The sequence below is a fragment of the Lysobacter sp. KIS68-7 genome (assembly GCF_021284745.1).
Taxonomy (GTDB): Bacteria; Pseudomonadota; Gammaproteobacteria; order Xanthomonadales; family Xanthomonadaceae; genus Noviluteimonas.
Window position 1 is genome coordinate 218889 of record NZ_CP089925.1, and the last position, 14038, is coordinate 232926.

General features: G+C 68.1%; 16 protein-coding genes, 1 tRNA gene and 1 riboswitch. Of the genes, 9 read left to right on the forward strand and 8 right to left on the reverse strand.

All coding sequences use genetic code 11. The features are described from left to right. Positions 1-121: 121 nt before the first annotated feature. Positions 122-1039, reverse strand: a complete 918-nt coding sequence (gene rimK / locus LVB87_RS01055; protein ID WP_232899074.1) for a 30S ribosomal protein S6--L-glutamate ligase — start codon at positions 1037-1039, stop codon at positions 122-124. Continuing rightward, complete coding sequence (locus LVB87_RS01060) at positions 1036-1485, reverse strand: RimK/LysX family protein (RefSeq protein ID WP_232899075.1); 450 nt, start codon at positions 1483-1485, stop codon at positions 1036-1038. The genes rimK and LVB87_RS01060 overlap by 4 nt, the downstream gene beginning before the upstream one ends. A gap of 160 nt (positions 1486-1645) precedes the next feature. On the opposite strand from LVB87_RS01060, the gene LVB87_RS01065 reads away from it, so the two are divergent. Then, a tRNA-Gly gene (locus tag LVB87_RS01065) sits at positions 1646-1719 on the forward strand. A 58-nt stretch (positions 1720-1777) separates the two neighbouring features. Here the strand turns inward: LVB87_RS01065 and LVB87_RS01070 are convergent. Further along, positions 1778-3610 (reverse strand): autotransporter domain-containing protein, encoded by a 1833-nt coding sequence (locus LVB87_RS01070; RefSeq protein WP_232899078.1) that lies wholly within the window; start codon positions 3608-3610, stop codon positions 1778-1780. 78 nt (positions 3611-3688) lie between these two features. On the opposite strand from LVB87_RS01070, the gene thiS reads away from it, so the two are divergent. From thiS to LVB87_RS01090, 4 genes are all read left to right on the forward strand, one after another. Continuing rightward, complete coding sequence (gene thiS / locus LVB87_RS01075) at positions 3689-3889, forward strand: sulfur carrier protein ThiS (RefSeq protein ID WP_232899080.1); 201 nt, start codon at positions 3689-3691, stop codon at positions 3887-3889. 60 nt (positions 3890-3949) lie between these two features. Beyond that, positions 3950-4040: riboswitch (cyclic di-GMP riboswitch) on the reverse strand. A 192-nt stretch (positions 4041-4232) separates the two neighbouring features. After that, positions 4233-5036 carry a thiazole synthase gene (locus tag LVB87_RS01080; RefSeq protein ID WP_232899081.1) on the forward strand — a complete coding sequence of 268 codons (804 nt, stop codon included), beginning with the start codon at positions 4233-4235 and terminating at the stop codon, positions 5034-5036. Continuing rightward, a complete protein-coding gene (gene trmB, locus LVB87_RS01085; RefSeq protein WP_232899082.1) occupies positions 5036-5776 on the forward strand; it encodes a tRNA (guanosine(46)-N7)-methyltransferase TrmB in 741 nt (246 codons plus the stop codon). The genes LVB87_RS01080 and trmB overlap by 1 nt, the downstream gene beginning before the upstream one ends. A 14-nt stretch (positions 5777-5790) precedes the next feature. Beyond that, on the forward strand, positions 5791-7617 hold the full coding sequence (locus tag LVB87_RS01090; RefSeq protein WP_232900397.1) for an SLC13 family permease: 1827 nt from the start codon (positions 5791-5793) through the stop codon (positions 7615-7617). Here the strand turns inward: LVB87_RS01090 and LVB87_RS01095 are convergent. Next, on the reverse strand, positions 7607-7966 hold the full coding sequence (locus LVB87_RS01095) for a Rieske (2Fe-2S) protein (RefSeq protein ID WP_232899084.1): 360 nt from the start codon (positions 7964-7966) through the stop codon (positions 7607-7609). The genes LVB87_RS01090 and LVB87_RS01095 overlap by 11 nt on opposite strands. A gap of 90 nt (positions 7967-8056) precedes the next feature. On the opposite strand from LVB87_RS01095, the gene LVB87_RS01100 reads away from it, so the two are divergent. The 4 genes from LVB87_RS01100 (at position 8057) to LVB87_RS01115 (ending at position 10957) form a co-directional block, all read left to right on the forward strand. Further along, positions 8057-8323: a hypothetical protein gene (locus tag LVB87_RS01100; protein WP_232899085.1), complete on the forward strand. Its 267-nt coding sequence runs from the start codon at positions 8057-8059 to the stop codon at positions 8321-8323. Next, a complete protein-coding gene (locus LVB87_RS01105; RefSeq protein ID WP_232899086.1) occupies positions 8320-9003 on the forward strand; it encodes a fumarylacetoacetate hydrolase family protein in 684 nt (227 codons plus the stop codon). Before LVB87_RS01100 ends, LVB87_RS01105 begins: the two co-directional genes overlap by 4 nt. 44 nt (positions 9004-9047) lie before the next feature. Beyond that, on the forward strand, positions 9048-9446 hold the full coding sequence (gene mscL / locus LVB87_RS01110; RefSeq protein WP_232899088.1) for a large-conductance mechanosensitive channel protein MscL: 399 nt from the start codon (positions 9048-9050) through the stop codon (positions 9444-9446). A 107-nt stretch (positions 9447-9553) separates the two neighbouring features. Then, positions 9554-10957 (forward strand): M28 family peptidase, encoded by a 1404-nt coding sequence (locus tag LVB87_RS01115; protein WP_232900399.1) that lies wholly within the window; start codon positions 9554-9556, stop codon positions 10955-10957. A 600-nt stretch (positions 10958-11557) separates the two neighbouring features. On the opposite strand, the gene LVB87_RS01120 is transcribed toward LVB87_RS01115, so the two are convergent. From LVB87_RS01120 to nudE, 4 genes are read right to left on the reverse strand one after another with little or no spacing between them, the layout of a single operon-like run. After that, positions 11558-11863, reverse strand: coding sequence for a DUF962 domain-containing protein (locus tag LVB87_RS01120; RefSeq protein ID WP_232899090.1), 306 nt, complete (start codon positions 11861-11863; stop codon positions 11558-11560). Further along, complete coding sequence (gene mazG, locus LVB87_RS01125) at positions 11860-12642, reverse strand: nucleoside triphosphate pyrophosphohydrolase (protein WP_232900401.1); 783 nt, start codon at positions 12640-12642, stop codon at positions 11860-11862. The genes LVB87_RS01120 and mazG overlap by 4 nt, the downstream gene beginning before the upstream one ends. Before the next feature lie 32 nt (positions 12643-12674). Beyond that, positions 12675-13475 (reverse strand): 3'(2'),5'-bisphosphate nucleotidase CysQ, encoded by an 801-nt coding sequence (gene cysQ / locus LVB87_RS01130; protein ID WP_232899092.1) that lies wholly within the window; start codon positions 13473-13475, stop codon positions 12675-12677. Further along, the gene (gene nudE / locus LVB87_RS01135) at positions 13472-14032 is read right to left on the reverse strand and encodes an ADP compounds hydrolase NudE (protein WP_232899094.1); all 561 of its coding nucleotides are present in this window, start codon (positions 14030-14032) and stop codon (positions 13472-13474) included. The genes cysQ and nudE overlap by 4 nt, the downstream gene beginning before the upstream one ends. Positions 14033-14038: the final 6 nt, after the last annotated feature.

A 14038-nucleotide genomic window follows, 5' to 3' on the forward strand; every position in this document is an offset into this window, starting at 1 on the left:
TGCGTGTCGCCGAGCGGCCTACAGACAGATCTGCGGTAGGGCACAGGCTAAGGCCGGGCCGATTAAACCCTTGTTAAAAACCGGCGGCCCGAAGGCTGTAACGGCGGGAAAATGCGAACCCTCACCCCGGGTGGACCAGGGCCTTGGGGGCGGGCGAAGACGACCGTTTGGCGCTCTTCGCCACGCATTCGATGATGCTCCCTGCAATATCGACGCCGCTGGCCGTCTCGATCCCCTCCAGGCCGGGGGAGGCGTTGACCTCCAGGATCAGGGGGCCGCGCCGGGACCGGATGAGGTCCACGCCCGCCACCCCCAGCCCGAGCAGCTGGGCGGCCCGAACCGCCGTCTGCTGTTCGGCCGCGGTCGCGGTGACGGCCTTGGCCGTGCCGCCGCGATGGAGGTTCGAACGGAAATCGCCGCGCGGTGCCTGCCGCTTCATCGTCGCGACGACCTGTCCACCGACGACGAAGCACCGCAGGTCCGCACCCTTGGCTTCGGCGACGAACTCCTGCACCAGGAAATTCGCATACAGGCCGCGCAAGGCTTCGATCACGCTGCGCGAGGCGGAGAGCTTTTCGGTGAGCATCACGCCCGCGCCCTGCGTGCCCTCATTGAGCTTGATGACGTGCGGCGTGGGGCCGAGCATCTTCAGCAAATCGCCCGTGTCGTCGGGGTTGTCGCCGAACACGGTGGCCGGCAGGCCCAGGCCCTGCGCGGCGAGGATCTGGTGGCAACGCAGCTTGTCGCGCGCCTTGAGGATCGAATCGGACGGATTGGGCGTGTAGGAACCCATCAGCTCGAACTGGCGCAGCACGGCCGTGCCGTAGCGCGTGACCGATGCACCGATGCGCGGGATCACCGCCTGGTAGCCCGTCAGCGGCCTGCCCTGGTGGTGCATGGCGAAGCCGTCCACGGCGATGCGCATGTAGCAGCGCAAGGGATCGAGCACGCGCACGCTGTGGCCGCGTTCGCGCGCCGCCTCGACCAGGCGCCGGGTCGAGTAGAGCTTGGCATTGCGCGAGAGGATCGCGAGTTTCATTCGGTGGGGGCTCCGAAGGAGGGCTTGCCGTGCAGGAAAGAGCGGGCCGGATCGATGACGAACGCACGGGCGAGCGCGGTCCGGCCGAGCAGCATCGGAAACAGCATGCCGCGCCGATCGGTCAGGTTGATTTCCACCTCGCGCTCCACGCCGGCCACGCGCAGCGGCGTGCGCAGGAACACCCGGAGGCTCGCGTTGCCCCCCGAATCGGTGACAGGCCGTTCGTCGTGCACCGGCGCCTGCGCTTCGATGACCTGCCCGCCCAGGATGCCCGTGGAGATGCGGAAGCCCGCCCAGGGCGCGCCGCCTTCGGTGAAGCGCCATTGCTTGTCCACGTGCAGCGAAGAACTGCGCGCGCCGGTATCGACTTTCGCGCGGATGGCGACGATGCCCAGTGCCGGCAACGCCAACCATTCCCGCCAACCGAGCACGACTCGCGGGGCCATCGCTCCTCCGGGAATACCGAGCCGGCCGGGGCGATCCGGCCGGGGTTCATGACGTGGGGCGCGCAGCATAAACGAGCGCGTGTTAGCGGAATGAAGGCCTGTCGGCAGTCTGCGCCGCGCGTTGCCAGCGGTGGGCCCGGGGCATAGACTGCCGCCCACCGCGGGTGTAGTTCAATGGTAGAACTGCAGCTTCCCAAGCTGCTAGCGTGGGTTCGATTCCCATCACCCGCTCCACTCTTCGAACAACAAAAAAGCGCCGGCCCCGAAAGGCCGGCGCTTTTGTTTTCGTCGATCAGAAGTGCTTGCCGAAGGTCACGAAGACCGTCGCATAGTCGCCGCCGGTCTGGTCGAAGCTGCCCATCGCGCCGATGTCGGTGTCCACGCCCCAGAACTGCGTGCGCACGCCGAGCGAGAGCGTGCCGTAGTTCTCGTCGTGCTGCAGGTTCGGCACGGCATACGGCAGCGTGCTCGCGAGCGTGAGCGAACGTGCGAACGCTTCTTCCGGCGCGTCTTCGAACTCGTGTTCCCACGCGATCTTCGCGTACGGCATGGCCGTGTCGTGGATCTTGTAGCTGGCCTGCCAGCCGAGGCTGCCGACCGTCGAGTCGAGATCCTGGTCGGGATAGGCCAGGCCCGCGGAGTCGACGCGGTTTTCGGCATAGCCATCGACGCTGATGCGCTGGACGAGCACCGACGCCACCGGACCATGCGTGAACGCGCCGGCGTGGAAGTCCCAACCGCCGTTGAGGCCGAAGGTGGTGTTGTCGCCGTCCGGGGAGCCTTCATAGCCGCGCTCGACCGGGCCGAGGTGCACGCGACGGTCCACGTCGTAGCTGGTCTTGGTCCAGCTCAGCTGCGCGTTGACCCAGGCATCGCCCGAATACCAACCGGCGAAGCCGCCGATCGACAGGTCGTCCTGCTGGAAGTCGCCCATGCGATGGCCGAAGTCGAAGTCCTGCGAGCCCCAGCCCGCGAAGCCGCCGAACACGAAGTCGCCGCTCGACCAGTCGACACCGAACAACACCGCCGGACCCGTGCCGTCGTAGTTGTTCGCTTCCGAGCGCTGGTTGTCGCCGCGCACGTTGCCCCACCACGCCACGCCGTCCTGTTCCGGCTTGCCGGCGACGTGCGAGGACACCTGCTCGGCGCGCATCTTGCCGGTCAGCGATTGCGTGTACGGCAACAGCGCGATCTGGCGCGGTGCTTCGAGGATCGATTCGGCGTACTGCGCGATCATCTCGTGCGTGCGGCCCGTGGGATGCACGCCGTCGGCGAACAGGTAGGTGTTCGGCGCATCTCCCGACACGTACGTGCCCGGGTTGCAGGTGAGCGAGGACGCGGTGATCTGCGGCTGGCACGCGGTGCCGGTGATGTTGGTGAAACCGTAGGCGCCCGGATCGGCGATGACTTCGCGCAACAGGTTGAAGGTGTCGAGCGGAATCACGCGCAGGCCCTGCGAGGCCAGGCCGTTGAACAGCGCGTCGTTGTACGTGGACGCCAGCGCGGTGCCGGTGGCTTGTGCAACCGGGCCCTGCGCGCGGAAGGCCGGCGTCGCGCCGAGGTCCGGCACCGTGGCCACCATGATGTAACGCGCGCCGGCGCCGGAGAGCATCGCGACGTTGGTCACTTGCGCGCCGACCGCCTGCGCCATCGTGGTCGCCGGATCGGCGCCGTCGGTGATGGCGAACAGGTCGTTCGCGCCGCCCCACACGCTGTACAGCGCGTTGGCGTCCGCATGGCCGCCGTTGGCGGTGAGGTAACGCGTGATCTGCGTATTGAGCGATGCGATCTCGCCAAGCGGACCGGCGTACGTCGTGCCGGTGCGCGCACCGCCGGTGGCCCAGTTGGTGCCGCCCTGGTTGGCGCTGGTCGCATTGGTGCCGTAGTAATCGGCGAGGTGTTCGGACCACACCTGCGTCGGGTTGGTGCTGAAGCGCCCAAGCACCGCGGCCGACGGACCACCGACCTGGATCAACGCCGGACGGAACCAGCCCGAGTCGGTGAGGCTGTCGCCGAAGAACACGGTCTGCGAATAGGTCTGCGCGGCGGCCGGCAAGGCGGCGAATGCGAGCGCGGCGGCAAGGAGACGGCGGACGGGCCGGAAGGCCCGGTGGTTCGACTTCATCGAAACGCTCCTGATCCCTGGGGTGTGAAGGCCATGCTACACGCGACGGCCCGTCGTGCGACCGGCGACAATACGCCCATGAACATTCTGCTCAACGGCGAGCCGCGGACCCTGGCCCCGGCCGCTTCCATCGCCGACCTCCTCCGCCTGGAAGGACTGGCCGACCGGCGCGTCGCGGTCGAGGTCAACGGCGCCATCGTCCCGCGCGGCCAGCACGCCACGCATGCGCTGCAACCCGGGGACAAGGTGGAAGTCGTGCATGCGCTCGGCGGGGGCTGAGCCCACCGCCGAGCGCCTCCCTCCCTCAAAAAAAACCGCGCGATGACACCATCGGGCGGTCACGGGAACCCGGCTGTCCGCGGCAGGGGGAATGCCGGAGGACCCGTAGCTTTGCGACCCCGGCTTTCGCGCGGGTGTGCTCTTTGCGTACCGCGCGATGGGCATCGCGCGCAGTGGGACGGCCACGGCGGTCCGGGTCAGGGGTGTGCCCGTTCGACGCATCCTTGCCCCACTCCTCCTGCCTTACGCGACGCCCGGGGCGCAGCGGACAACCGCGCATGTTTTCCACATGAATCGCGATGCCCGGGGCGCTGCGACCGACGAACGGCGGTACCATTCGCACATGCAAGACACCCTCGCCCTCGCGGCCGACGACAGCCTGGTCGTCGCGGGCCGCCGTTACCGTTCCCGTCTGCTCACCGGCACGGGCAAGTTCAAGGATTTCGACGAGACCCGTCGCGCCACCGAGGCCGCCGGCGCGCAGATCGTCACCGTTGCGATCCGCCGCACCAACCTCGGGCAATCGCCCGACGAGCCGAACCTGCTCGACGTCCTCCCGCCCGACAAGTTCACGCTGCTGCCCAACACCGCCGGCTGCTACACGGCGGACGACGCCGTGCGCACGTGCCGCCTGGCGCGCGAACTGCTCGACGGCCACAAGCTCGTGAAGCTCGAAGTGCTCGGCGATGCGCGCACGCTCTACCCGGACGTCGTGCAGACCATCAAGGCCGCCGAAACGCTCGTCGCCGACGGCTTCGACGTCATGGTCTACACCTCCGACGACCCCATCCTCGCCAAGCGCCTGGAAGAGATCGGTTGCGTCGCCGTGATGCCGCTCGCCGCGCCGATCGGTTCGGGCCTGGGCATCCAGAACAAGTACAACCTGCTCGAGATCGTCGAGAACGCGAAGGTGCCGATCATCGTCGACGCCGGCGTGGGCACGGCGTCCGACGCCTCCATCGCCATGGAGCTGGGCTGCGACGGCGTGCTGATGAACACCGCCATCGCCGGCGCGAAGGATCCCGTGCTGATGGCGCATGCGATGAAGCTGGCCGTCGAAGCCGGCCGCGCGGCGTTCCGCGCCGGCCGCATTCCCCGCAAGCGTTTCGCGTCGGCGTCGAGCCCGATCGATGGCCTGATCGGCTGATGTCCGATCCGGTCGACAAGAAGCCCTTCACCGCCGAACCCGGGCAGCGCAAGGTGCGCAGCTTCGTGCTGCGGCAGGGGCGGTTCACGCCGGCGCAGCAGCGCGCATTCGAAGAACTCTGGCCGCGCTTCGGCCTGGACTACGCGGGCGCCCCGCGCGATTTCGACGCCGCCTTCGGGCGCCGCGCCCCGCGCGTCCTCGAGATCGGCTTCGGCAACGGCGAGGCGCTGCGCTACGCCGCACAGCACGACCCGGCGCGGGACCTGATCGGCATCGAAGTCCACGCCCCGGGCGTGGGCCGATTGCTCAACGCCCTGGCCGCCGACGACGCCCGCAACGTGCGCCTGTACCACCACGATGCGGTGGAAGTCCTGCAGCATGAAATCGCCGACGCCTCGCTCGACGAGATCCGCATCTACTTCCCCGATCCCTGGCACAAGAAGCGCCACAACAAGCGTCGACTGGTGAACCCCGCCTTCGCCGCGCTGCTGGTGTCGAAACTCGCGCCCGGCGGGCGCTTGCACCTCGCCACCGATTGGCACGACTATGCCGAGCAGATGTGGGACGTGCTCGATGCGACACCGGGGCTGGCCAACCGGGCCGGCCCGCGCGGTGCCGTACCCCGCCCCGAATGGCGTCCGCAGACGCATTTCGAGACGCGCGGCCAGAAGCTTGGCCACGGCACGTGGGACCTGCTGTACGACATGCTCGAAAGGACGCCAGGGGAACCGAGCGCGTGAACGATTCCGCGTTGATGCTCACCACCGACATGAAGCTCGTGCTCGGGCTGGTGGGCTTCACGATGGTCATGTTCCTGTTCGAGCGCATCCGCGCAGACGTCGTCGCGCTCGTCGTCCTCGTCCTGCTCGGCCTCACCGGGCTCGTGGCGCCGGAAGACCTGTTCGGTGGTTTCTCCGGTAACGCCGTGATGTCGGTGATCTCCACGATGATCCTCGGCGCAGGCCTGGATCGCACCGGCGCGCTCAACCGGCTCGCGGCCTGGCTGCTGCGTCGTGCCAAAGGCAACGAATCGCGGCTGCTGCTGCTGATCCAGGGCATCGCGGGCCTCAACTCCTCTTTCATGCAGAACCCGTCGGTGATGGCGCTGTACATGCCCGTCGCCTCGCGACTGAGTTCGCGCACGGGCCTGCCGCTGTCGCGCTTCCTGTTGCCGCTCACGGTCGCCATCGTGATGGGCGGCTCGCTGACGATGGTCGGCACCTCGCCGCTGATCATGCTCAACGACTTGCTGGTCTCGTCGAACGCGAACCTGCCCTCGGGCGCGGCGACGCTCGAACCGCTGCACATGTTCGCGCCCATGCCGATCGGCTTCGCGCTGCTGATCGCGGGCCTGTTGTACTTCCGCTTCTTCGGCGACAAGCAACTCGAGCGCTACGACATCGACCGCGGCGTCACGCCCGCGCGCACGCAGAGCTACTTCGCGCAGGCCTACGGCATCGAAGGCGACGTGTACGAACTCACGGTCTCCGCCGACAGCCCGCTGGTGGGCATGTCGCTCGGCGAAGCCGAAGCGCTGCGCGGCGCGCCCTTGCTGCTCGCGCTGAAGACGGGCAACGAATCGCGCCTGGCGCCGCCGGCGGACGCGCGCATCTGGGTCGGCAGCGTGCTCGGTGCGATGGGCAAGCGCGAGCAGGTGGCCGACTTCGCGCAGAACAATTTCCTGCGCCTGAGCACGCGCCTGCGCACCTTCGGCGACCTGTTCAACCCGAGCCGCGCCGGCATCGCCGAGGCGGTGGTGCCGCCGACTTCGCAATACCTCGGCAAGTCGCAGGCCGAACTGCAGCTGCGCAAGCAGTACGGCATCAGCCTGCTCGCGGTGAACCGCGACAAGCAGGTGCACCGCGAGAACGTCCGCCAGCTCGCGCTGCGCGCCGGCGACATGCTGGTGCTGCACGGCATCTGGCAGGACCTGGCCTCGGCCGCGGAGAACAAGGACTTCGTGGTGGTCACCGACTACCCGAAGGGCGAGCAGCGTCCGCACAAGTTCAAGCTGGCCATCGGCATCTTCGCGGTCACGATGCTGCTCGCGCTGTCCACGCGCATCCCGGTGTCGATCGCGCTGATGACCGGCGTGGCCGGCATGCTCGTGGCGGGCGTGCTGCACATCGACGAGGCCTACGCGGCGATCAACTGGAAGACCGTGTTCGTCATGGCCTGCCTGATTCCATTGGGCTGGGCGATGGATTCGAGCGGCGCGGCGGCGTGGATCGCGGGGCACACCATCGAGCAATTGCCCGAAGGCCTGCCCGTGGTGTTGCTGGAAGTCGCACTCGGCTTGCTGACCACCCTGTTCTCGCTGGTCATCGGCCACGTCGGCGCGACCATCGTGATGGTGCCGATGGGCATCAACCTCGCGCTTGCGGCGGGCGGCAATCCGACGGCCTTCGCGCTCATGGTCGCGCTCTCGGCGTCGAACAACTTCATGACCGCGTCCAATCCGGTGATGTCGATGATCACCGGGCCCGCGGGTTACCAGCCGCGCGACCTGTGGCGCCTCGGTGCGCCCTTGTCGCTGCTTTACCTGGTGATCGTGGTAATCGCGCTCAACATCATGTACTGAGCACGACGAGCCCGTCGCGCACTTCGACGTCGACCTGCTTCAGCGCCGAGCCCTTGCACGGCCCCGCAATGCATTCGCCCGCGGTGAGTTCGAAGGTCGCGCCGTGCACCGCGCACATCAGGTGCCCCTTTTTGTCGCGCAGGAACTTGCCCGGCGCCCAGTCCAGCCGACGGCCGGCATGCGGGCAGACGTTGAGCCACGCACGCACCGCGGCGCCGTCGCGATGGAGGATCAGGGATTCGTCGTCGCCGGCGAGGCGCGCTTCGGTTTCGAAGAAGCCGCCGTCTTCGATCTGGTCCAGGCGGGCGAGGACTTGTGGCAACGATCCGGATTGTTCGACGGCTGTCATCACGGTTTAACAAAGTCCTCACACACCGGGGAAACGGCGGCCGGATACTCGCGACCCCGGCACCGCCTAATTGTGTCACGGCCCCCGACGATGAAGTTTTACGCCCACCGCTTCGACTTCTCCCGCTTCGCGCCGCGCAAGCCGCGCAACACCTGGCTGCGCGTGTTGCTCGGGGTCGTCGGCGTCGCTGTGTTGCTCGCGCTGGTGTTCGTCAGCGTGTTCGTCGGAATCGCGATGCTCGCGATCGGCCTGGCGGTGCGCCTGCTGAAGCAGCGCGGCAAGCCCGTCGCGCGCGACCGCAACGTGCTCGACGGTGAGTTCCGCGTCGTGCGCAAGCACGCCCTGCCCTCTGCATGAGCGATGTGATTGCCGCGCCCGCGCAAGCGCGGGTGCCCGTGCGTGGCGGCGGCACCTTCCCGGTACGACGCATCTTCTGCGTCGGCCGCAACTTCGCCGACCACGCGAAGGAAATGGGCGCCCCGGTGCCCGCCTCGAAGGCCGAACGCGGCCAGCCCGTCTTCTTCACCAAGCCCGCCGATGCGATCGTGATCGACGGTGTCGTGCCCTACGCCTCCGCAACGCACGACCTGCACCATGAAGTGGAACTCGTCGTCGCGCTCGGCGAAGGCGCGAAGGTCTTCGGTTACGCCGTCGGCCTCGACCTGACCCGCCGCGACCTGCAATCCGCCGCGAAGGCGAAGGGCCTGCCCTGGGACATCGGCAAGGCCTTCGACCACTCCGCCCCAATCGGCGAGATCGCCCCCGCCGCGCTCGTGGGCGAACTCGCCCCGCGCACGCTCTCGCTCATGGTCAACGGCACGCAGCGCCAGCATTCCACGCTCGACCAGCTGATCTGGGACGTGCCGGACATCCTGGCCGAGCTCTCGAAGCTGTTCGAACTCAAGGCAGGCGACCTGGTCTTCATGGGTACGCCGGCGGGCGTCTCCGCCCTGCAGGTCGGCGACCGCTTCGAAGCCCGCCTCGACGACGTGCTGCACCTGGCCGGCACCATCGCACCGCCACGCCCCGCGCGTTAACCTCGCCGCAACCGGCGCCCCGGCCGGCAAAGGGAGGAACCACGATGGGCATGCTCACCGAGTTCAAGGCCTTCATCGCGCGTGGCAACGTCGTCGATCTCGCGGTCGGCGTCGTGATCGGCGCAGCCTTCGGCAAGATCGTCACGGCGCTGGTGGACGGCATCGTCATGCCCGTCGTCGCGTTGCTTACGGGCGGCACGAGCGTGGCGGACTGGAAGTACGTGGTCACCCCCGCGGCGGTGGACGCGGCGGGCAAGCAGACGGCCGAAGTCGCCTTCAAGTACGGCATGGTGCTGCAGACCCTGATCGACTTCCTCCTCATCGCCTTCGTGATCTTCCTGTTCCTCAAGGCCTACAACCGCCTGCGCGATCCGGCCCCCGAGCCGGCGACCCCCGAGGACGTGCTCCTGCTGCGGGAGATCCGCGATTCCTTGAAGCGCTGACGCTTCGACCATGACCTGCGGCACCCCGGCACCGCCGGGGGCCGCTGCTACGCTCCGGGGCTTCCGTCGCCTGTCCCTGGAGTTCCGCAATGCGTTTGACCCCGACGATGCTGGCCGTCGCCCTTGCCGTGACCCTGGGTGCCGCGCAGGCCGCGACGCCGTCGCAGACCACGATCTCGCCGAAGTCGATCGACGCCGCCACGCAATTGCGCGAGCGCGCCTTGAACGACGACACCGGCTACAAGGTCGTCGAATCGCTCACCACCGAAGTCGGCCCGCGCATGGCCGGCAGCGAAGCCGACGCACGCGCGGTCGCGTGGGCGCAGGCGAAGTTCAAGCAACTCGGTTTCGATCGCGTGTGGACCGAGCCGGTCACCTTCCCGAAGTGGGAACGCCGCAGCGAAAGCGCGCAGGTGCTCGGCGACCATTCGCAGAAGCTGGCCGTCACCGCACTCGGCGGTTCGCCGGGCGGCACCATCGAAGGCGAAGTCGTGCGCTTCGCCGACCTCGCTTCGCTGCAGGCCGCGCCGGCCGGATCGCTCGCGGGCAAGATCGCCTTCATCGACCACGAAATGGAACGCGCGAAGGACGGCAGCGGCTACGGCATGGGCTCGCGCATCCGCAGCGCCGGCCCGTCGGCTGCAATCCGCGCCGGCGCCGCCGCCTACATGATGCGTTCGGCGGGCACCGACTCGCACCGCAACCCGCACACCGGCATCACGCACTTCGACGACGGCCTGGCGCCGATCCCGTCGGCCGCACTCGCTGCGCCGGACGCGGAACAGCTCGCGCGCCTGGTCGCGCTGGGCAAGCCGGTGCGCGTGAAGCTGGCGCTCGACTGCGGTTGGAACGGCACGGCGACGTCGTACAACGTCATCGGTGAAATGCGCGGCCGCAGCAAGCCCGATGAAGTCGTCGTGATCGGCGGCCACCTGGATTCGTGGGACCTCGGTACCGGCGCGATCGACGACGGCGCGGGCGTGGCCATCGCGATGGGCGCGGGCAAGCTGATTGGCGACATGAAGCAGCGTCCGGCGCGCACGATCCGCGTGGTGGCGTTCGCGAACGAGGAGCAGGGCCTGTTCGGTGGTCGTGCGTACGGGGAGAAGCACGTGGCCGATGTGCGCAAGCACCAGATCGGCGCGGAGAGCGACTTCGGTGCGGGGCGCGTCTATGCGTTCAGCACGAGTGCGCCGGATTACGCGAAGGATGCGGCGAAGCAGATCGCGGATGTGCTGGCGCCGTTGGGCATTGCGTATACGCCGGGCGAGGGTGGGCCGGGGCCGGACGTGGGTCCGTTCGCTGCCAATGGTTTGGCGTGGGCGGCGTTGCGCCAGGACGGTACGGATTACTTCGATTTCCACCACACGCCGGACGATACGCTCGACAAGATCGATCCGAAGGCGTTGGCGCAGAACGTGGCGGCGTATGCGGTGTTCGCTTACTTGGCTGCGGATGCGCAAGGGGATTTCGGGAGCAAGCCTGGGAAGGTCACTCCGCCGCACGAGTGATCGCGGGTTTCCACAAGACGGGCGGATCGCCATGAGGTGTCGTGCCCGTCTTGTCCACTCCATACGACAAGTCGCGGCCAAGACGGGCACGACACCTCACGTCGCTCCGCTCGCTACTTGATGCTTGCGCGGAGCGTCTGGCAGCCGCGCGCCACCGCGATGCGAACGGCTGCGCCAACTCCCGGCTGCGGAGGGTCGGCACTTTGCCCCCTCGCTCGCTGCATCGGCATGTGCGTCCCGCTTCGGAGGGCAAGGTGCCTAGCGACAAAGTTGGGAGGCGCTCCTTCGGATGAAGGAGAGCGCTGCTTCGCTTTGCCGAAGGCGCATGTCTTGCAAATGAGGTGAGGCACGTCGCTCTTCGAAGCGGGACGCAGCATGCCGATGCAGCGAGCGAGGGAGCGATGTGCCGTCGTTCCGAAGCCGGGTGTAGGCGCGAAGGAGTCTGGTCGCGACGGCCCGAAACCCCAGACGCTCCGCGCAAACATCAGATCGCGAGCGGGCCGACGTGAGACGTCGTGTGCTCCTCGACGGGAGCTGCGGTATGTGAGCGGCGAGGAGCACACGACGGCTCGCGGCGGAACGCCCGTCTTGTGGAGTGCGTTACAACCGCACGCGCCCGCGCAGAATGTCAGCGAACATCACCCAGTCGCCCATCAGCGAATAGATCGGATGCTTGAACGTCGCCGGGCGGTTATGTTCGAAGAAGAAGTGGCCGACCCAGGCGAACGCATAGCCACACACCAACGCACCGAGCAGCCACCACGCATTGCCGGACACGATCGCGAACACGACCAACGCGATCACCCCAATGCTGCCGACGAAATGCAAACGGCGGCACGTCGGATTCGCATGCTCGCCGAGGTAGAACGGATAGAACTCGCGGAAGCTGGCGAATTGCCGGCTCACTTGCGCTCCTCCGCCTTCGCACGATTCCAATAGGCATCCTGCGCATCGAGCGGCAAGGACGACAACACCACGCCCTCCTCCGCCGCCAGCGCCTCCATGTGGCGGAAGCGGCGCTCGAACTTCAGGTTGGCGCGGCGCAGCGCGTTGCCCACGTCGACCTTGGCGTGACGCGCGAGGTTGGCGCAGACGAACAACAGGTCGCCCATTTCGTCTTCCAGGCGCTCGCGCGCGGCGCCGTCGCCCGGATCGGCGGCGACGGCGGCGAACTCGGCGCGCACTTCGTCGATCTCTTCGTGCAACTTGTCGATCACGGGCGCGGGGCCCGGCCAGTCGAAGCCGACCTTCGCGGCCTTGTGCTGCAACTTCACGGCACGCTGCCATTCGGGCAGACCGCGCGCGACGCCGGCGAGTGCAGAGGTGTCTTCGTGTCCTGCTTCGTCGCGCTCGCGGCGCTTGTGTTCTTCCCACGCGATCGTCTGCGCGGTGGCATCGCCCACTTGCGCGTCGGCGAAGACATGCGGGTGGCGGCGGACCATCTTGTCGCAGATCGCGGCGACGACGTCATGGAATGCGAAAGCGCCCTGCTCTTCCGCCATGCGCGCGTGGAAGACGACCTGCAGCAACAGGTCGCCGAGTTCGTCGCGCAGGCCGGGCAGGTCCTTGCGGTCGATCGCGTCGGCGACTTCGTAGGCTTCTTCGACGGTGTACGGCGCGATCGTCGCGAAGGTCTGTTCGACATCCCACGGGCAGCCACCCTGCGGGTCGCGCAGGCGCGCCATGATCTGCAGCAGCGTTTCGATCGAAGGTGTGCTCACACGCCCATCCATTCGCGCCACGGCAGGTCGGGGTCGCCCACCGCGAGGAAATCGCCGTTGAGCAGGGTGTCGCGCTGGTTGTAGCGCATCGGGCGGCCCTTGCGGTCGACGACCAGGCCGCCGGCGGCTTCGAGCACGACCTGGCCCGCAGCGGTGTCCCATTCGGAAGTCGGGCCGAAGCGCGGATACACATCGAGCGCGCCATCGGCGATGCGGCAGAACTTCAGCGACGAGCCGATGCCCACCACGTCCACCTCGCCCATGCGCTGGATGAACGCGTCGGTCTTCTCGTCGCGGTGCGAGCGGCTGCCGGCGACGCGCAAGGGCGCGGTCGCGGGACGGCGCACGTGCAACTCGAATTCCTGCCGGCCTTCGCGCCGGAACGCCTGTCCGCCGCGCACGCCATGCCAGCATTGTCCGGTCACCGGCGCCTGCACCACGCCGAAGATCGCTTCGCCGTCTTCGATCAGGGCGAGGTTCACGGTGAACTCGCCGTTGCGCTTGACGAATTCGCGCGTGCCGTCGAGCGGGTCCACCAGCCAGAAGCGACGCCAGTCGCGACGCATGTGCCAGGTGGTGTCTTCCGCGGCTTCCTCCGACAGCACGGGGACGTCGGGCGTCAGCGCTTCCAGGCCTTCGACCAGGATGCGGTGCGCGGCGAGGTCGGCGGCGGTCAGCGGGCTGCGGTCGGATTTTTGCTCGACTTCGAACGCGTGTTCGTACACCGCGAGGATGGCGTCGGCGGCTTCGTACGCGAGTGCGATGGCGCCTTCGCGCAGGGCGTCGTCGATCTTCATGCGCGTGCGCCGGGTTGCGTGCGCAGCCATTCGCGCACGAGGAACAGGGCGGCGATGGAGCGGCCTTCGGAGAAATCCTCGCGCAGGATCAGCTGGTCGAGGGCATCGAGTTTCCAGGGCACGACTTCGAGCTCCTCGGGTTCGTCACCGGGCAGGCGTTCGGGATACAGGTCGCGGGCGAGGACCAGGTGGGTCTGGTGGCTCATGTAGGTGGGCGCGAGCGTAAGGGCGCGCAGCACGACCAGCGAGCGCGCGCCGTAGCCGGCTTCTTCCTTCAGTTCGCGGTCGGCGGCCTGTTCCGGGGTCTCGCCGGCGTCGATGCGACCCTTCACGAGGCCCAGCTCGTAACGGTGCACGCCCGCGGCGTATTCGCGCACCAGCAGCGCGGTGGCATCGTCGAGCATGGGCACGACGATCACGGCCCCGTGGCCGCGGCCGTGAAGGCGCTCGTAGCGCCGGCGCTCACCGTTGTCGAACTCCAGGTCCAGGCGTTCCATGCGCCACGGGCCCGCGTCGTGCTCGGTGATGCCGTGGATGGTGGGCAGGCGGCGGGTCATGGACCA